Annotated in this window: 12 protein-coding genes and 2 pseudogenes; 12 read left to right on the top strand and 2 right to left on the bottom strand. The window is 58.3% G+C overall.

What is annotated here, in order from left to right; translation table 11 throughout:
• Window positions 1–565: 565 nt before the first annotated feature.
• The 6 genes from EJ079_RS10715 to EJ079_RS10690 all read left to right on the top strand — a co-directional run bounded on the left by EJ079_RS10715 (window position 566) and on the right by EJ079_RS10690 (window position 6,468).
• On the top strand, window positions 566–895 hold the full coding sequence (locus EJ079_RS10715; protein WP_081714433.1) for a hypothetical protein: 330 nt from the start codon (window positions 566–568) through the stop codon (window positions 893–895).
• Window positions 896–967: 72 nt separating this feature from the next.
• A complete protein-coding gene (locus EJ079_RS33855; protein WP_224570034.1) occupies window positions 968–1,210 on the top strand; it encodes a nodulation protein NopA in 243 nt (80 codons plus the stop codon).
• Window positions 1,211–1,327: 117 nt separating this feature from the next.
• Window positions 1,328–2,218 (top strand): hypothetical protein, encoded by an 891-nt coding sequence (locus EJ079_RS10705; protein WP_127808963.1) that lies wholly within the window; start codon window positions 1,328–1,330, stop codon window positions 2,216–2,218.
• Window positions 2,219–2,449: 231 nt separating this feature from the next.
• Complete coding sequence (sctV, locus tag EJ079_RS10700) at window positions 2,450–4,513, top strand: type III secretion system export apparatus subunit SctV (RefSeq protein ID WP_127270994.1); 2,064 nt, start codon at window positions 2,450–2,452, stop codon at window positions 4,511–4,513.
• Between the two features lie 53 nt (window positions 4,514–4,566).
• The gene (locus EJ079_RS10695) at window positions 4,567–5,109 is read left to right on the top strand and encodes a tetratricopeptide repeat protein (RefSeq protein ID WP_082826568.1); all 543 of its coding nucleotides are present in this window, start codon (window positions 4,567–4,569) and stop codon (window positions 5,107–5,109) included.
• Between the two features lie 888 nt (window positions 5,110–5,997).
• Complete coding sequence (locus EJ079_RS10690; protein ID WP_024505385.1) at window positions 5,998–6,468, top strand: MucR family transcriptional regulator; 471 nt, start codon at window positions 5,998–6,000, stop codon at window positions 6,466–6,468.
• A gap of 228 nt (window positions 6,469–6,696) precedes the next feature.
• Here EJ079_RS10690 and EJ079_RS10685 read toward each other — a convergent pair whose 3' ends face one another.
• Together EJ079_RS10685 and EJ079_RS10680 are read right to left on the bottom strand one after the other, a co-directional pair.
• Window positions 6,697–6,909 carry a cold-shock protein gene (locus EJ079_RS10685; protein WP_008874821.1) on the bottom strand — a complete coding sequence of 71 codons (213 nt, stop codon included), beginning with the start codon at window positions 6,907–6,909 and terminating at the stop codon, window positions 6,697–6,699.
• A gap of 1,542 nt (window positions 6,910–8,451) precedes the next feature.
• On the bottom strand, window positions 8,452–9,573 hold the full coding sequence (locus EJ079_RS10680; protein ID WP_127808962.1) for a DUF418 domain-containing protein: 1,122 nt from the start codon (window positions 9,571–9,573) through the stop codon (window positions 8,452–8,454).
• Window positions 9,574–10,327: 754 nt separating this feature from the next.
• Here EJ079_RS10680 and EJ079_RS10675 point away from each other — a divergent pair.
• The 6 genes and pseudogenes from EJ079_RS10675 to EJ079_RS10650 all read left to right on the top strand — a co-directional run bounded on the left by EJ079_RS10675 (window position 10,328) and on the right by EJ079_RS10650 (window position 18,488).
• Window positions 10,328–10,786, top strand: a complete 459-nt coding sequence (locus tag EJ079_RS10675) for a response regulator transcription factor (protein WP_224570033.1) — start codon at window positions 10,328–10,330, stop codon at window positions 10,784–10,786.
• Between the two features lie 244 nt (window positions 10,787–11,030).
• Window positions 11,031–11,464: pseudogene (locus tag EJ079_RS10670) on the top strand (helix-turn-helix domain-containing protein); the annotation flags it as partial.
• A 619-nt stretch (window positions 11,465–12,083) separates the two neighbouring features.
• A complete protein-coding gene (locus EJ079_RS10665) occupies window positions 12,084–12,737 on the top strand; it encodes a response regulator transcription factor (RefSeq protein ID WP_127808961.1) in 654 nt (217 codons plus the stop codon).
• Entirely contained in the window at window positions 12,734–14,062 is a 1,329-nt protein-coding gene (locus tag EJ079_RS10660; protein WP_127808960.1) for a HAMP domain-containing sensor histidine kinase, read from the top strand. Before EJ079_RS10665 ends, EJ079_RS10660 begins: the two co-directional genes overlap by 4 nt.
• Window positions 14,063–15,908: 1,846 nt before the next feature.
• Window positions 15,909–17,213: pseudogene (locus EJ079_RS10655) on the top strand (pitrilysin family protein); the annotation flags it as partial.
• Window positions 17,214–17,222: 9 nt separating this feature from the next.
• Window positions 17,223–18,488, top strand: coding sequence for a pitrilysin family protein (locus EJ079_RS10650; RefSeq protein ID WP_348629738.1), 1,266 nt, complete (start codon window positions 17,223–17,225; stop codon window positions 18,486–18,488).
• The last annotated feature ends 139 nt before the right edge of the window (window positions 18,489–18,627 follow it).

The raw sequence follows: 18,627 nt of genomic DNA, 5'->3' as shown, positions 1-18,627 counted from the left end.
GATAGACCGCTTGGCTGACGATTAGCTGACGATGGGAGTTCTCACGAACAGGGCAAGAAAATCCGACCGCTTCAAGCTTTCGATATGGTGAGAAGAGGATCCGCACCGGCCTCCCAAAGCCGGCAGACCATCCCATGTTCGTACGGTCGCCGACCTTCTCGAGGCCAATGAGCTCACCGCGCCGGGCCGTGATGTGCAGGCGAGAGAATGGTGATGCAAAGACCGAGTTCCTGCTCGTTGCGTGCGCCCGTGGAGCCAGCAAGAATACGGTCATTGCGGTCATGCAGCACGTGGACCGTGCCTCCTGTTCGACACCACAGCATCGAGATGCAAACCAGCTGCTGCGGCTGCCATTCGGTCGCGGCATGCGTGGACGGCGGGATTGGCCGAACAGCCGAGATCGTGGTCGACTGTTCGATGCGAGAGCAACATCCTGCAGAGCATACGGTTTTTGCGCTGGCCGGTTTTTGTCAAAAGCCGTCAGGTTCTCGAAAGCTCCCGCCCTTAGCTTGATCGAGGTTAACCTTTAACACGTCGCCGCCAATGGCAAATGCCGGAGTACCTGATGATAGCAGCAATTGGGAGTGGAGTTGGCAACCTCGGGACTTCCTTGATCCGAAAGGGCCATGGGGATTCGAAATCCGAGCATTCTGGTGATGGCAAGCCGGCTGATGGCAATGATGGCAAGCCAGCTGGTGGGAATGATGGCAAGGCAGCTGGCGGGAACGATCGGGCGGATAACCGGACCGTTTCAAATGATCAACTTCAAGACAACTCACAGTCTGCAGCACAAAGTGAAGCCTTCCAAAGTATCCTGCGATCGTTCGCGTTCCAATTCGCGAACGATGCGATGGCTGAGGCCGATGAAGCTTTGGATGACACAGAAGATGCCTGACGCGGGAAAATCCGGCGTGAGGTCATACAGGCCGTTATTGACGGCACAACTCCAACAGAAAAAGGAATGATCATGGCTGCAGTTGATAATAATAAAAAATCAGGCAATACCAATACCAGTAGCGCCGGCAATACCGATAAAACTAACAGTGGCACTCCCGGCAATACAAGCGGAGCTGATGCTACTGCTTTTCAGGCGCAAGTGCAGGAACTAACCAATGTTAGCTTGGAGGCGACGAAAAGGAGTGTCCAGTTGCGCACTCTAACGACCAATCTCCAGACCATCAAGAAGGCCGCCGACGAACGCGTTTCGTAATGTCGGAGGCGGGTTTTAGACTGCCCCCTAGCGCGTCTCCTTATTGACGCGACGTAGTCCCGAAATGAGCCGCATGGCAATTGCCATGCGGCTTCTATCCTGTTTGAGAGATGCTCTGTGGATGACGCCGTTTCCCTCCGTTTCGAAGTGCGTTCGGGGCACTATTGCGGTCTGACCGGCAAGACGGATCTTCAAAAGTGTTTAATCGGCAGCGGCTTCGATGCCGATTTGGTCTTTGTCGAGCAGGGACTGGCACCGCATCACCTTCGTGTAACTCTTCTTGGCAAGTCGATCGAACTGGAGGCGCTTGCACCCGGAATCAGTATCGAGGGCAACCGGAATATCGCCGCAGGCCAGTCCGTTGTTGTGCCCCTTCCTGTCGTCCTGCTCCTAGGCGAGATGTCCATTGCTTTGTCCGTGCAGGATGCAGAGCCGCCTGGTTCGACCGGCATACCGCGCCTACCGATCGGTGTGCTCGCCATGGTCATAATCAGCTCACTCGGGATCGGCGCGCTTTCAGGCACGATCTCCTATCTTGGCAATGCAAGTGGATCGAGCCCCAATTCACTTCGGGCTGAAGTCGCGTCCAGAACGATCAGTCACCGCGCTGACAATGAACTTACGGAGGCAGCGGCCCAAGAGCTGCAGGAGGAAGTCGATCGAGCGGGTCTTCTCGACGTCAAGATTGGGTCGGCAAAGGGTGTTGTGACCGCCGAAGGCACCGTCACGTCTGAATCGGTCATCAGCTGGCAGAAGCTTCAGCAATCGTTCGATCGTCGCACCAAGGGTACTCTAACACTGGTGAACGGAGTGCTCATCAAAGAGGAGAAGGCGCCATCCGCAATCGCGGTCGAAGCTGTGTGGCATGGGGTCCAACCATATATTGTCATCGACAGCGAGAAGTATTTTGTCGGCGCCATTTTGGCTGATGGATGGGTGGTCGAACGTATTGAGGACAGCCGTGTGCTGCTGAGCAGGAATGGCCGCATTGCTGCTCTCCAATATTGAAAGCTCGCAGGCCCCATCAAGCAGCACTCTATGGCCAGCCAAACATCCTGCCGCGCTCGGTGCTGACAAGCTGGCTGCGTTGGAACATTTGCTGCCCAGCCATTTCGCGCCTGCTTGTGGCTCTCATGCAGGGTCACGCGCTGGCCAAGGCTGAGGCGCCTTCGGAGTTCGAAAGCCACGTTTCATGGCGTAACAGCAGAGTAAGTCTCAACCGATTGCAAAGGTGTCTCGATGGCCAACGTCCTGCGTGACTTCATCAAGCGTGCGCCGGCCAGCCCGGATTTAATGGTTGCGTTGATGCTGCTTCTGGCTGTCGCGATGATGGTCATGCCTATCCCGGTCGTGGTGGTCGACGCCCTGATAGGATTCAATATGGGGTTGGCCATACTGCTGATGATGGTTGCCCTGTATGTCAGTACTCCACTTGATTTTTCCTCTTTGCCCGGCGTTATTTTGATTTCCACTGTATTCCGTCTCGCGCTCACGGTCGCAACGACGCGACTGATTCTGGCCGAGGGGGAGGCCGGCAGCATTATTCATACTTTTGGCGATTTCGTCATTTCAGGCAATATCGTGGTGGGTTTCGTCATATTTCTGGTCGTCACCATGGTGCAATTCATGGTCCTCGCGAAGGGTGCCGAACGGGTGGCAGAAGTGGCGGCGCGTTTCACGCTGGATGCTCTGCCGGGCAAGCAAATGGCGGTCGACGCAGAGCTACGCAACGGCCACATCGATGCCAACGAATCCCGCCGGCGGCGCGCCGAATTGGAGAAGGAAAGCCAACTCTATGGCGCGATGGACGGCGCGATGAAATTTGTGAAGGGCGATTCCATCGCCGGGCTGGTGGTTATCTGCATCAACATGCTGGGTGGAATTTCGATCGGCCTGCTCTCCAAGGGCATGTCCTTCGGCGAGGTACTGCATCACTACACTCTGCTGACGATAGGCGATGCATTGATATCGCAGATTCCGGCCCTTCTGCTCTCCATTACTGCGGCGACCATCGTCACCCGTGTGACTGGGACGGCGAGGATCAACCTCGGTACAGAAATGGTCAGTCAGCTCACGGCCAGCACTCGAGCCTTGCGACTGGCGGCCGGCGTCCTGGTTGTAATGGGGTTCGTTCCTGGGTTTCCCCTCCCCGTCTTTCTGATGCTGGCCGCAGTGTTCGCTGCGGTAAGCATTGTCAAGGCTGATGTGCTGGGCGCCGGCACTGCCGATGCGAAAGGTGGAACTGCAGCGGAGCCTAAGCAAGCCGCGCCTGCGAAGGAATTCCCGATCGCATTTTTTCTAGCGCCAGATCTTATGCAGGCGGTCGATCAAGCCGAATTGCAAAAACATATTGGGCGCGTTTCGCTCCTGGTCACAGCCGATCTGGGCATTATCGTTCCTCGCATCCCTGTCTTGGTTGACGAGCAGCTGCCTGCATCGCAATTCCGAATTGATGTCGAGGGCGTGCCAGTCGAACAGGACGCCTTAGATCCAAACCAGATGGCGCTCCGAGCCGATGTAGCGCACGTCGACTCGAGCGGTGTCCCCCTTAGACGTGAGCCGAAAACGGACAGACTCCCGGTTGAACATACCCCTGCAAAGGCCCTTACGGGCGCCGGCACGGAGCATAGGGCTCCCGGCGAACTCCTCGCCTTGCGCGTCCATGCAGCGTTGACCCGCTACGCACCGCGATTGGTGGGCATCCAAGAGACCCGACATTTCCTGGGCCGAATGGAGCAGGAATATTCTGAGCTTGTGAAAGAGGTGCTACGCACGACGCCGATTCCTCGGATTGCCGATGTTCTGCGCCGCCTCCTGGAGGAAGGTATCCCAATCCGCCACACCCGTCTCGTGTTGGAGGCATTGGCCGAATGGAGCGAGCGTGAGCAAAACGTTGCCCTGCTGACGGAATATGTCCGTTCTGGTTTGAAGCGACAGATCTGCCACCGCCATGCCAACACGGAGGGCATAGTGTCCGCCCTGGTCGTCGAGCGCGAGAGCGAGGATGTGATGCGTGGCGCGGTTCGAGATTCGGATGCAGGCCCCTATCTCGCACTGGAGGATCGGCAAAGCGAAGCGATGCTATCACAGATACGTCAGGTCCTTTCGAACGCAGAACCGGGTCAAACCCGCCCTATTCTGTTGACGTCGATGGATGTCCGACGTTTCGTCCGCGGCTTTCTGACGCGAAACGGGGTTGATCTCGCCGTGCTGTCTTATCAAGACCTCGCCTCCGACTTTACAATTCGCCCCGCAGGATCCGTCACACTCCCGCACGGATCGAACAGCGGATTGTTAGAGTAGTCCCACCTTTCCTAACTGAACGCCACGCGCCTCCCCGATAATTGAGAGATAACATGAATAGTAATACAGTTTCTCCATCGCCTATGTTTCTGCGCCGGAACTCACTTCTTTTTGCCGTACTCGCCATTCTGCCTTTGGGCGGTTGCGCCAGCTGGCAAAAGCCGGCTCTTTCCGTGCAGGAGACATCTTCCCCCGAGTTGCTCAGCGCCGATCAAATCGATCCGGCTATGCGCGAACGCATTTTGCGCGAAGTTGGTCAGGATGTTCAAGAGCGGGCTTTGCGGGATGAGGTGAAGCAGCACCCGGACAATGTTGATGCGGCGATACGACTTACAAATGCCTTGGTGGGCCAGAAGCGCCCGCACGAAGCGGTTGAGGTGCTCGACAGCGTCTTGGTTGCAGCCCCAGGAAACGTACGTGCATTGAATGCGAAGGGCGTGATTTTGGACATTGAGGGGCGGCATGACGCGGCACAGGCCCTGTATCGGCGAGCTCTCGAAAACGAGCCAGGCAATCAGATGGTGCAGCATAACTTCAATCTGTCGCTTGCCTTTAACGGCAAGTCCGAACAACCAAGGTTAGCACGATCGCAATAGGTGGGCACAGTGCATGCGCAGCCTGTTCCCCGGCTCGAACACGCGCTCGGCTCCCATCATAGATGGCCCCCTGAAGAGAGCCATATCTATGCAAAACAGTTGCTCCAGATCTGGCCGGCAGAGATCGGCAGGAGAGCCGGATGACATCACGCGGCCACCCGCAAGGCCACCCGCCTCGCTTCGTTGCCAGAGCGCCCTCTCCCTCGCCGGTCACCGTCTCGCAATGCGGCGACCTGGCTTAAGGCGGTCGACCGAGCGCCCGATGCAGTAGCCACGTAACGCAGCGATGGACCCGCCGGATCGTGTCGCGCTTGTGCTGGCCGTCCCTGCCATTACAGCACGGTGATTGTAGCTGGATCATATTCTAGAGGCATCGATGGTGTGGATGCCTTCGATCCAAACAATCGATTTGTTGAATTCGTCCGCCTGAGGAAATTAGCTGCGGCGATCCGACTTCCGACGCCTGCAGGCGCAAAACCAACAGCGTGAGCGCTGCGGGTCCGGAGGCAGGCTGCAAAGTGCAATCACCAGCGCTGATAAGCGGCAAGTGAAGAATGTATCGCTCGGGCGACTCCTGTGTTGTGCACGGTTGCCCCGCGACGTGAACTGTAGCAGCTTGGCAGCTCAGCGTTCACGAAAGGAGAAAAGATTTGGGGCCAAGCAAAGACCGGCTTTTTTGATTGTCTTGCTGTATCGCTATGGTGGGGCGGGCGCGACCGCTCCCATAATTCAATACGCTGCCTTTAGCGATGGACGATGACGGGATGCGTCGCCGAGACTTCAATGGTGGAGGAGCAGCGCACCCGTCGATCCATTTGCTTTCAGCGGCAACCGCCACTATGAAGCGACACTTCGCCCAACTGTGTTTCAAGCTGCCCGGAGAAGTTTATGACAGAAGAACCCCACAAGACCGACATCCTCATCGAGCTCACTGCCGATGTTGTATCAGCCTACGTCTCCAACAACCCCGTCCCGGCGGGGGAGCTTCCTGCCCTGATCGCCCAAGTGCACGGGGCTCTAAACGGCACGGCTGGACTCATACCGGCAGAAGAGCCTGTGCCTGTAAAAAAACCTGCTGTCCCGATCAAAAAGTCGATCGAACCGGACTACATCATTAGCCTTGAAGACGGCAAGAAATTCAAATCGCTAAAGCGCCATCTGGCGACGCACTATGGTCTGACCCCAGACGAATATCGCGCCAAATGGGGTCTGCCGTCGGATTATCCCATGGTGGCGCCGAATTACGCCGCTGCGCGCTCCGCCTTGGCCAAGACCATGGGACTCGGCCGCAAACCTAAAGAGCCGGAAGCCCCAGCCACGGCGCCGGCGAAACGGACCCGCAAGAAGGTCGCAGCCTAAATCCGTATCAACAGTCGTTCGGACGCGCAGCAGCCGTAGGCCCAATCTGCGCGGAATCAAAGGGCGGGGATGAGCCCCGCCTTTCCCGTCCAAGAGCCTCATTTCCAGAGTAATTCATGATGGCTCCAGCAATCCCTGCCGCGGCATTAACTTGCATGCTCCGGCCCGGGTTTCGAGCCGTCAATGCGTTCCGGCGATGACGAACCTTGCCAAGGCTTTCCCGGACCGTTAGCCAGCCTTGCTGAGGCTGCCTGCAGAGGACTTTCCCGTGCGGCGATCCTGTTCCACCTCGTAGTTGATCTTCTGGCCCTCATTAAGGGTCGACAGGCCCGCTCGTTCAACAGCGGAAATGTGGACAAAGACATCCTGACCGCCGTTGTCAGGCTGAATAAAACCAAAACCCTTCGTGCTGTTGAACCACTTCACCGTTCCAGTCGCCATATCCATTCCTTTGTAATAAGTCGCAACTTAGGCAGGCCATTCACGCCAGCCTGATTTGTACACGAGACTTTAGGCGCAGCAAAATCGGAAAATTGCAAGGCCCACTCGATCGCCTGATCTCCAGCAGCAACTGCAACATATGCGAGGCGCGTGCCAGACGAGGCGTATGCCAGACGTTTCGTCGTGCGCTGTCGCTCGAACGTTGACAGAAACAATGACACACCTTGCAAACTCGGCCCATCTTGTGGACGTGCTCGGGTCGCTTCTCGACTGCGATACCCGCTCCTGACCGGGTATCGTCGGCCAAAATGAGGGTTTTTGTCATGTGCCGCCAGACCGAAAGATCAGGCGCGCAGCGACCTGCACATTCAAACCGGAACCCGCGAACCTCGATTAGCTTCTGCCTGCTCCGAAGGGCGGTAGCCTGCTCTGAGGCGGGCCACTGTCGGGTTGAAAACCAACTGTCGGGTTCGGAACCCCAGATTGTCGGCAAGGTACGCGCCGCCCACTGGTTGGCCAAAGGGGCACTGGCTCCTGATCCTGCCGCCATGCTCGCCCGATCTCAACCCGATCAAGACAGGTCTGCTCAAAACTCAAGGCGCGGCTGGGGAAGAAGGCGGCCAAAACTTTCGACGCTCTCTGCGGAACTCTAGGCGATATCTGCCAGCTGTTGGAGCCAAATCAAAAACCATTAATTGCGACAGGTGATTTTATGACATTCATTGCGAAGAGGCCAGAATGAACAGCGGAAGAGAGTAGCAGCTCTCTGGTTGCGGCGAGGTGGATCGTCGACACGATCGGCACCTGGCCCGTGCGGGGATCGCACCGCAGCCAGCACCAGAGCCAGACCTTGACCGCTTGCCTTGCTCAGGCGCCACAACAACGAGTGGCTGGAAGCAGATCCACGTGAACTCAGCGATATCGATCAGACGATGCTTACCCTCATGAAAGCCGATCCCGACGCTGTCCAGCGCCGCGAAATCCTGACCAGCATATGGCGCATCGGATGCCACCGCCTGCACACTCACCATCGACATGCCGGAACTCGGAACCAAAGGCCGCAAGCCTCGCCGGCCTCGGCAAAATGGAGCGGCCGCGCCTTCATCCGGGGCGGCCGGGCCAATGTTCGCCAGGCCCTCTACATGCCCGGCCTTCGCCCTGCGCTTCAACCCCGACCTCAAGGCAAAATACCAGGCGCTAAAGGCGGCAGGCAAACCCGCAAAGGTCATCATCTTGTTGCGAAAGCTCCTCATCCTAGCAAACGCTCTCCTCAAGGCGCAGCGAAAATGGCCCCTAAAACCCTTGACCGAAACGGATACCTTAGCCTTTCAGGTGAGGCGGGCCGAGATAGACCAACCGCGGGTTTAACTTCGCGAGTTTAAGCTGATTATGCCGATGCAACTCTAGCGCCTGCGCGACCGTTTTAGCTTCCATCAACAAGGCGGCAGGGTGGGAGGAAGTACCCTCCCCTGCCGCGAACAAGCTTTGGACAAAGCCCCACCTTGTCCGTAATGTGATCGGGAGGCCGGGGCGCGGCGGTGCTCAGCGGATGTGACGCGCGAGATCTGCGACCCAACCCATCAGTACTTCCATCGGTCCTCGCTGGAAGACGCGCAGCCAAAGCACCGCAAAAGTGCTGATAACCACAACGAAGCCAAAGAGCGTGGACAGGCTCTCGTCTTTGAAAATGTTTATCTTCATAAGATAGGCTATTCCCGCAATGTGCAGCACATAGGCCGTCAAAGACATCGAGCCGACTGCGATTATTGGCCAGACCAGCTTTCGCAGACGCGGGAGCGCATCCACAGCGAGCATGCAAGCCGCCAAGATGATCATTGCGCAACCGGTGCTGCCCACGATCGAAAGCGTCGTTTCGCTATGAGGTGCGGCTATCCATGACGACTTGACTATAAATGACGACTTGGAAGGCTCAAAAGCGCCGTCAACGTCAGACCACCACAAGGAAGTTTCAGTCAAAGCGCGGGAACTCAGCGCGAGCAAGGATCCCCCATGGCCCAACACGGCCAGCGCGACCCCCGCCAGACCAAGGCGCCAATGCGCTGCTAGCGTATTAAGATTAAGGCGCGCGATGGCCATGCCAGCGATGAGGAAAGGAACCCAGGTCACCGCGGGATAGTAGCCGTTGACCATGAGGTTGAAGACCGGGTCGAGGAGGTTGGGGGCAACCGACAGAAGGGAGGAACGGACTTGCGGGAGAACTAATGCCGTAGCGGCAGCGATCAAGCCCAGCTGATATGCGCTGAGCCGATGGAGCGGCAATACCAACAAGAAGCAAATTCCGTAGTATTCTAGGATGACTTCGACCTGGGTACCGAGGCAGCCCAGGATTGAGCCAAGCGCGAGCAAAACAAGGGCACGAATTGCGACTCTGGCGATGGCCTGTCTACCGGCTATCCCCGACTTCGGCGCCTTGCGACCTGTAATCAGGAGGATTGAAAAACCGGCCAATACGGCAAACAGGGCCGACGGCCGCCCATGGGTTAGTTCCATCAGAAACCCGACTAGTCCTCCTTCGCCGGGGTCGGGACCGAGATGGGCGGCATACATCCCGAAGACAGCCAGGCCCCGAGCGAGGTCGATGCCGACCAGCCGATCTACTACCGACCCATTCCTAGCGTCGGCAACCGGTGCCTTCATTACCATGGTAGATTCCCTTGTTGGGTGTGTGGATCGCGGGAGCCGCGATAGGAGAGCCGGTCGGCTGCTGCCGTCGCCTCGTGAAAGGGTTCAAAACATCGCGCCATCTGGCGCATCGAGCCGGCGACAGAGCTGTTCAGCCATTAGCCTGGGGTAAGAACAACAGATCGGCTCACAAAGCCTGTGTCACGGACCTGAAAAGTGGTGTCGCGGAACCGTCGTTTTTTGCATGATGGCTAAGCCGAGAGATCCACTGCACCGACGAGAGACTCAGCGACGTTGGATATCCGATCAGTACGCCGCGGCTCCGCCGGTGACGATCACCCCGGGTGTCAAGGCCAGGGCGTAAACCTGCCATAATCTGTGGTGGTGCGCCCGCGACCAATCCGTTCGACAAAGCTCGGCGCATGGTCGAGCCAATCATATTCTTCCATGTGGCTGTTGCCTGAAAAACCGAAGACGCCGTTCGCTGGTCCAGCTGTTCCAGACCTCGGCCTGCGTCGGTCATTAGAACCGGCGCGCCTGTTTCCCAAATCAATTTGCTGATGCAGCCGCCGGGGGTCACATTGAGCAAAAGTGCCGAGGTCAGGACGGGTTTCATAGGGGCTCTTCGTTTGGCTTTGTTAACGACCCCTTTCTTGCAAGTTGTAGCTGACAGCAGCCTGAAAGCTCCCCAAATAATTCGCTGCCGCCGGTTCAGCCTATTGTCAGCTTCGACCAATAAGATGGGAGCCTTGCCCTCATACCGGAGCTCGGCAGCATGATGCGAATACTGCTCACTGAAGACGATAAGGACCTTGGAAGTGCTATGCACGATCATTTGGTGGCTGGTGGCCACGCGGTCGACTGGGCCAAGAACCTGTCCGAAGCGCGCGATTATGCAGCTGTGGTCGGCTACGACCTTATTTTGCTCGACGTTCACCTGCCGGACGGCAATGGGATCGACTATCTGCGGGAGCTGATCAAGGAACTTGAATCGGCACCGGTCATCATTCTGACAGCCTGCGATCGGATTTCGCATCGCATCGAGGGCTTCAACGCTGGAGCCGACGACTATTTGGTCAAGCCGTTCGATCTGGGGGAACTCTCAGCGCGTATCCATGCAGTGGCACGTCGCCATGGGCATTTTCCGGAGCCGCAATTTTCGGTTGGGACGCTTTCCATACAGGCAGCCGAGCGACGCCTCTTCCGCGACGGGCAGGAGGTCTACCTGACTTGACGCGGATGGGCGGTGCTCGACTACCGTCTGCCCCAGCCCTGCACGGTCGTTTCAAAAGGGAAGATCGTGGACGCGCTTTTCGGCAGACGGCGCTGATTCATACTCCAAAAGAAAATTCGGCTTCCAGTTGCCTTGGCCATGACTGCCCTTCCCGAGAGATGGGTGACAGTTCATTCCGGATAGATGGGTTACACTTTCGGCCCTTTGCAAGGAGAGCAAGGTGCCTTGGAAGGAGTGTAACGTCATGGAAGAGCGGCTGAAGTTCGTCGCCCGGCTGCTGGACGGCGAGAAGATGGCGGTGCTTTGCCGGGAGTTCGATATCTCGCGCAAGACCGGCTACAAGATCCTCACGCGCTACAACGACAGCGGCCTGGAGGGGCTGACGGACCGATCGCGGCGGCCCTATCGCCACGCCAATCAGCTTCCATTTCAAATCGAGAAGCTGATTGTGCGCCTCAAGCAAGACAAGCCGACATGGGGTGCGCCGAAGATACGCGAGCGGCTGGCCCGGCAGTATCCGGATGTGCACCGGCCCGCGATCTCGACCGTGCATGCCGTGCTCGACCGCCACGGCATGGTCGAGCGCCGCAAGCGCAGGCGCAACAGGGCGACGGGGCACCACTTTCAAACGGCTGTCGCCCTAACGATCTTTGGTGTGCCGACTACAAGGGCGAGTTCGGCAGAGAACACGGCCGGGACAGGGGATCACAAACACTTGACCGTTCCAGACCCTGGCAGTGGCGCATCGATTGACCGTTGGCTCTGTTCGTGGGCACCGAAAATAGGGCCTTCTTGGTCCTCGGCAGAGAATATGGCCCGGACGGGGGATAACAAACACTTGACCGTTCCAGACTCTGGCAGTGGCGCATCGATTGACCGTCGACTCTGTTCGCGAGCGCCGAAAATACGGACGACCCCTATGGTCAAAGTGCACTTCTGACCTGCTAGGCACTGTTCGATAACTGGAGGCACCCGCTACGGTGCCCTCGTATTTAAGACACCTGTCAGTTTCAAGCCTGGACATTGACGCGTGGCGCGGCTGCCATTCGTTGACCGCCACGTCGAATTGCCCGCCAACCAGTGTACAGCCGCCGGTGGTCACATTGAGCAAAAGTGCCGAGATCAGGAGGGGTTTCATAAGGCCTCTTCGTTTGGCTTTGTTAACGACCCCTTTCTTGCAATTGTAGCTGACAGCAGCCTGAAAGCCCCCAGATATTCGCTGGCGCCGGTTCAGCCTACTGTCAGCTTCGATCAATAAGGCAGGAGCCTTGCCCTCATACCGGAGCTCGGCAGCCTGATGCGAATACTGCTCATTGAAGACGATAAGGACCTTAGAAGTGCTGTGCACGATCATTTGGTGGCTGGTGGCCACGCGGTCGACTGGGCCGAGGGCCTGTCCGGAGCGCGCGGTCATGCAGCTGTGGCCGGCTACGACGTTATTTTGCTCGACGTTCACCTGCCGGACGGCAATGGCATCGACTATCTGCGGGAGCTGATCAAGGGGCCAACGCCGGTCATCATTCTGACAGCCCGCGATCGGATTTCGCATCGCATCGAGGGGCTCAACGCTGGCGCCGACGACTATTTGGTCAAGCCGTTCGATCTGGGGGAACTCTCGGCACGCATCCGTGCAGTGGCACGTCGCCAAGGGCATTTTCCGGAGCCGCAATTTTCGGTTGGGACGCTTTCCATACAGGCAGCCGAGCGACGCCTCTTCCGCGACGGGCAGGAGGTCCACCTGTCTGGACGCGAATGGGCGGTGCTCGACTGCCTTCTACGCCGGCCCGGTTCGGTCGTTTCAAAGGGGAGGATCGAGCACGCGCTTTATTCATTCAATTCGGAGTTCGAGAGCAACACAGTGGAGGTTTATGTCAGCCGGCTCCGCAAGAAGATCGGCGGGGATAGAATAGCAACCGTGCGTGGCTCCGGATACAGGCTCGTGGTCACATGACGAACTCGAACAGCATGACGAGAAAGCTGATATCGTGGTTAGGCGGGGCAACGCTCCTGGTTTGGATCGCCGCCCCAACCATTGCTGCGTTCATTTTTTGCAATAATGTAAACGAAAGTTCGGATGACTTGCTCCAGGCGAGCGCAAAGTACAAACAACCAGAGCTGATCAAGGTCTTGAATGGAAAACACGTTGATCAATACAATAACCACTTGCCAACTTATAAAAAGTACTGGACCTATCGTGAGCAGGTTATTAATAAGTACGGGGTAGTGCTTATTTCTGAACCGGAAGAGGGTCAGCAGCCCTTCCCTGATGCTCCCCTGAGTAACGGCTTTTGGGGAAACGCTGATTACCGCGTCTACACAGAGGAGATCCAAGACGGCGTGTATCATCAGTTGGCCGAACCGCTTCATGGCCGCCGTACCACAATCGCGAAGGGCGCACTTTTTGTCTTCCTTCCGACACTCGTGCTCCTGCCCTTTAGCTTAGCTGTTTGGTGGATCGTGATCCGGCGCTCGCTGCGGCCAATCGAGGTACTGCGACAGCAGATCGGATCGCGCGACGGCGGCAATCTGTCACCAATGGACTTGGGCGATTTCCCGGCAGAGTTGGCTCCAATCGCGGCATCCGTCAATCGGCTTCTCGATCGTCTGCGGGCGGCTCTCGAGGCCGAACGCGAGTTCGCCGCAAACAGTGCGCATGAACTGCGCACGCCGATCGCAGGTTCAATCGCTCAGATGCAGAGATTAGTGGCCGAGCTTCCCAATGGGTCGGCCAAAATGCGTGCGCGCGGCATCGAGCAAGCGCTGTCGAGCCTTGGCCGCCTTGTCGAAAAAGTGCTTCAGCTCGCTCAAGCCGAATCGGGGGTTGGCATGGCGGATCACGCGATCGATCTTGTCCGATCGGTTCGGCTGGAAATCGACGACCTGAGGAAAAAGCCGCAATATGCCGGACGCCTGCATCTTAACGTCGACGGCTGCCCCACTTTGATGCGCAAAGTGGATGTCGATGCGTTTGGGATCCTCCTTCGTAACCTGATCGAGAATGCGCTGATACATGGACTGCCCACTGTTCCGACAACAGTTTCCGTCCAAACTGATGGAACCATCGCTATTGCAAACGCCGGACCGGTGGTGCCCCTCCCCGACCTCGAAGGGCTTACAAAGCGATTTAGTCGTGGTGCTACTCCTGCTGCGGGCTCAGGCCTTGGTCTACATATCGCTAACATGGTTATCCAGCGGATCGGTGGCAGTCTAGAGCTTGCGTCGCCCGCCCGCGGTCGCAATGATGGTTTCGAGGCGATCATACGAATTCCTCAATGACACCGGTGAATTCAATGACAGTTGGACACAGGGCGGATTGCTGGCAAGGCTGCTGACATGGCGAACTGTACGGCAGTATGTATACGGCGTAGAAATCGTACTTCACACAACGCATTTCGGCCGCGGCAATCAATGCCGCTATCATCGTCTGAGCAGTTCGATCGAAGCGACACGACATGATCGGCAAAATCGAAGGCTCCGCCTCACCGCTCGCTCGATTTCGCCCGGGGAGAAAAAAGGCCATCCGAGAAAGTGCAAGCCGCCGCGCATAGGCGACGTGTCCAATTGTCTGGGTGCCCCTGTGCGCCGGCCCGATCGGGTTGGCGCAGGTCCAGTAAGGACCCGGACCAACCATTCCATTTAGACGACCGGCAGGTTTTAATCGGCGTCCGGATCGCCGACCCAAAATGCCCCAAGTGTACGGCTAGAAAGGCTGCCAACGATCGAGCTTTGGTCGGAGGCGTGCTTGTCAGCGTCTTGGGTGCTTGACCGGCCTTTGCAATGGCCATCGCCATCGCAAGTATCGTGCGTGGCCAGTGAGACCGCAATTTCATCAGCCTGGAGCCGACCGTATCGGTGCTTCTGATTTAGGGATTTTTCGTTTTCCTCTTGGATCATCACGGGTTTGGAGAGGATCTGGTGTTAAGTGCCATTCGGAGCGCCGGCGAACCGCCCGAAATTAATGTGGTCGAGTCATGAAGCCTCCCGAATGCGTTAAACGAGACCCTTTATGGCGGCCCTGGCTGACAACAGTCTGAAGCTGCAAGCGGCATGCTAAAATGGGGCGATCCTGAATGACGACAGATGCTATCAACATGAAAGAGGCTCGCCCTGAAAGCTGAGCACGCTTTATGCTCAGGCTGCTGACAAGGCCAAAGCAGCGTAAGTGCGTAGTGAAATCCAAGGTCCACATGGGTCGTCGCGCGTCCGTGCGTTGCAATCCGGACGGTCCAGGGTATCAGGAGTTTCACGGCCTCGGCCCGCTTGGCTGGCCACAGTTGAAGCTCCAACGTACCGGCTGGCACCGGGAAATTGGGCTCTGCGCTGCCTCAACGCTGATGGCACGGTCAATGCTTGCCTACCGATGGGGCCGCCCATGCCGTGATGCTGTCGGTCGACGTTCGCAAACCAGACCCTCGCGAGACCCAGCGAAGGGGCTCGCCGGTACGACGAGGGACCTTACCTCTTTATGCGCGGCATCATTATCGAGGATGACATGTTGCCTTACACGTCGTCCCTCGCGCTCGGGTCTTTGTGGGGCGGATGAAGTCCTGATCGCGGTGGCACTGCTGCATGTTTGCGTAAGACCCATCCAGTCACGATCGCGCTGTCCTTCGATGTCGCGGTGCTGATAGGCGGGCAGATCGGTGTGCGCGGCGCCCGCCAAAGGATCGTCGTCACGCCGGAGGAGGCGAGCGTCATAGCCGGCGCGCCGGCGAAAGGCGCTTTCTGTCGGATGCCCGACAATGTCGGATATCGCAAGTATCAAGGTTGGATCAAACCTTGCGAATCGGGGCTTTCTTACTTGGCACGGGGCATGCTCAGGTATCCGCAAACACCCAATGGATAACGAGCAGACTTCCCATGGCCTCACCATGCCGAAAGTTTCCCGGACGCATCCAAAGATGAGGCTCGCGTCAGGCCCAGCAACACGCTGACGGCTCATGTGGCTCGGCGTCGCGTGCCGATCCACTTTCTCCCAATAGGCATTCGGGAGACATAGATCCTTCAAAATGAGGAACAGATCACTTTGCCAGGAACGCAGCCCATAACCCCACTCTCCCTATCAGAACTACCAAGCAAGCCCCGCACTCATGGGCTTCGCAGGACGTCCGTTGCGTCCGAGTTGGTCGGCGCGGGGACGGCTCCGATCCCCGTCGCATGGGAGGACGGCAAGGCGAGGGATTTCGTGCTCGACAACGGCATGGAGGTGGTCGTCATTCCCAACCACCGGGCGCCGATCGTCACCCACATGGTGTGGTACAAGATCGGCAGCGCCGACGAGCCGCCGGGCAAATCCGGCATCGCCCATTTCTTCGAGCATCTGATGTTCAAGGCGACGACCAACCATGCGGGCGGCGAATTCGACCGCGCAGTGTTCGAGATCGGCGGCTCCAACAACGCCTTCACCTCCTCCGACTACACCGCCTTCTATCAGACAGTGGCGCCGTCGGCGCTCGAGCTGATGATGAGCTTCGAGGCCGACCGAATGCGAAACCTCATCCTGACCGACGATGTCGTCAAGACCGAGCGCGACGTGGTCATCGAGGAGCGCCGCTCAAGCACCGACACTAACCCGCAGGACGTGCTCCATGAGGAGATCGACGCGACGCTGTGGCAGAACCAGCCCTATCGCATCCCGATCATCGGCTGGATGCAGGAGATCGAGCAGCTGAGCCGCGTCGACGCCACCGCCTTCTATGAAAAGTACTATTGGCCCAACAACTCCGTGCTGATCGTGGCCGGCGATGTCGAGCCGGAGACGGTGAAGGTGCTGGCCGAGAAGACCTATGGCAAGGTGGCGCGCGGACCTGACCTGCCGCCGCGCATCCGGCCGGTTGAGCCCGAGCAGAACACCAGGCGCACCGTCACGCTCTCAGACGCCCGCGTCAGCGTGCCGAGTTTTTCGACGCAGTGGGTGGTGCCGTCCTACCATACCGCCAAGCCGGGCGAGGCCGAAGCGCTCGACCTGCTGGCCGAAATTCTCGGCGGCGGTAACCGCGGCCGGCTCTACCAGGCGCTCGCTGTCCAGCAAGGTATCGCTTCCAGCGCCTGCGCCTATTTCCAGGGCACCATGCTCGACGACACCAGGTTCGCCATCTATGGCGCGCCGCGCGGCGATGCCAAGCTGGCCGATCTCGAAGCGGCGGCCGCTGCCGAAGTCGCTCGCATTGCCAAGGATGGTGTCAGCAGCGAGGAACTGGGCAAGGCCAAGGAGCGCTTTGTGCGCGATATGATCTTTGCCGAAGACGACCAGGACGACCTCGCCTGCATCTACGGCTCGACGCTGGCCACCGGCGGCACCGTGAAAGATGTCGAGGAACGGCCGTCTCGCATCCGCAGGGTTACCGCCGCGCAAATCAAAGCAGTTGCCGCCCGCTATCTCGCGTTCGACCGTTCGACCACGGGCTATCTCTTGCCCAAGACGGAGAATCAAGAGATGACGCTCGGCGCTCAGCCCCATGCTGCGATGAACATCCAGGAGGTGAAGTCCGAAAAGGGCATCATCGCCTGGCTGGTGGAGGACCACACAGTGGAAATCGTCAACATCGGCTTTGCCTTCAACGGCGGCACCACGCAGGACCCGGTCGGGAAGGAGGGGATGGCCAAACTGATGGCCGGCCTGTTCATCGAAGGCGCTGGCCATTACGACAGCGATGCCTTCCAGGTGAAGCTCGACGATGCCGGCGCCGAAATGAGTTTGGACGCGCAAAGCGACGACATCTACGGATCGGTGTGCATGCTTTCCAAAAAGCAGGACGCCGCGTTCGGCCTGCTTCGGCTCGCGCTGAACGCGCCGCGCTTCGACCAGGGGCCGATCGATCGCGTCCGCGCCGAGATTGTCTCCGGCATCGTCGGCAGCGAGCGAGACCCTGGCGCAATCGCTCAGCGCAAATGGCTGCGCGCGATCTATGGCGCGCATCCTTGTTCAAGGCCGGGAGAAGGCACAAAAGAGAGCCTCGCCGGCATCACGCCGTCCGACCTCCTCGCCTTCCACCAGGCCATTTTCGCTCGCGACGGGCTCCATATTGCCGTGGTGGGTGACATTGACGCGAACACGTTGAGGGAAAGGCTTGACCAGCTGTTTGGTGATTTGCCTGAGCAACAAACCCTCGTCCCCGTCTACGATGTCGCGCCGAAACTCGGTCAACTGGTGGAGGAGAACTACGACCTGCCGCAGACTTCGCTAACGTTGGCCTGGCCTGGCGTGAAGCGTAGCGCGCCGAATTTCTACGCCGCCGTGCTGATGAACGACATCCTTGGCGGCTCATACTTGACTTCCCGCCTTTACGAGGAGGTACGCCAAAAACGCGGCCTTGCCTATCACGTCAGCTCTGAACTGACCCTTGACAAGCTTCTGGTTACGACAGAGACACGCTCGGACTGCGCCGCCCAAACACTGAGCATCGTGCGAGATGTGGTAAAGCAGATGGCGCAGCAAGGACCGACCGGGGCCGAGCTCAAGGCGGCGAAGAAGCACCTGATCGGCGCCTATGCCATCGACCAACTGGGCTCGACCCGCTCGATTGCAGACCGGCTCCTGGATTTGCAGATTCAAAATGCCGACGTCGACTACAACCAGCGTCGCGCCCGCAGCATCGGTCGGGTGACGCTCAAACAGGTCAAGGCGGCGGCCAAGAAGCTGCTTTCGGCCGAGCCCGCCATTTTGGTGGTCGGCCCGCCGCTGGGCGGCAAGGATGAGTAAAGAAACTCATCTCGCCTTCCTTCTTCCTTGGGGCTTCTCGTGGGAAGAGCGAATATGGAGGCCGGTGGGCCAAGCAGATCATGCAGACCCGCGGAGTCGTTTCGCGGGCCTTGCGCGGCATTGGCGGTCCAGGGGCCTC

The sequence above is a fragment of the Mesorhizobium sp. M7A.F.Ce.TU.012.03.2.1 genome (assembly GCF_004006095.1).
Classification (GTDB): domain Bacteria; phylum Pseudomonadota; class Alphaproteobacteria; order Rhizobiales; family Rhizobiaceae; genus Mesorhizobium.
Note: the sequence above shows the minus strand (reverse complement) of the source record. Positions and strands in the feature narration are given on the sequence as shown.